This is a genomic window from Thiorhodococcus mannitoliphagus, from assembly GCF_010915725.1.
Taxonomy (GTDB): Bacteria; Pseudomonadota; Gammaproteobacteria; order Chromatiales; family Chromatiaceae; genus Thiorhodococcus; species Thiorhodococcus mannitoliphagus.
This window is the reverse complement of sequence record NZ_JAAIJR010000517.1, coordinates 1-314: the sequence shown is the minus strand read 5'-3', so window position 1 is coordinate 314 and position 314 is coordinate 1. Positions and strand designations below refer to the sequence as shown.

Below are 314 nucleotides of genomic sequence, written 5' to 3'. Positions count from 1 at the left end.
AGCGCTTGGCACAGCGCGCGCGGCAGGCCCTGATCGCGCCAGTACGTCAGCGCCTCGTCATTGAGGCAATAGACGGGGTCGCCCGCTTGCAGGAGTTGGAGGAAGTTGATTCGGCTCTTGCTCTCGGTGCTGGAGAACCAGGCGAAGAAGTCATTGCCGATCTGAGTGACGTAGCCGTTGCGCCCCTGGTGGCGCGCCCCCGAGTCATCGACCGTGATGAAGGCGCTGACATCCAGGCCGGCCGCGAGCAGTTGATCCTTCTCGGCGAAAAACGCCTCGTTGTTTGCGCTGAGGAGCGCATCGATCTGCCCCAC

Annotated in this window: 1 pseudogene; it reads right to left on the bottom strand. The window is 63.4% G+C overall.

Annotated elements, in window-relative coordinates:
- Positions 1 to 314, bottom strand: a pseudogene (locus tag G3480_RS27570) (IS66 family transposase); the annotation flags it as partial.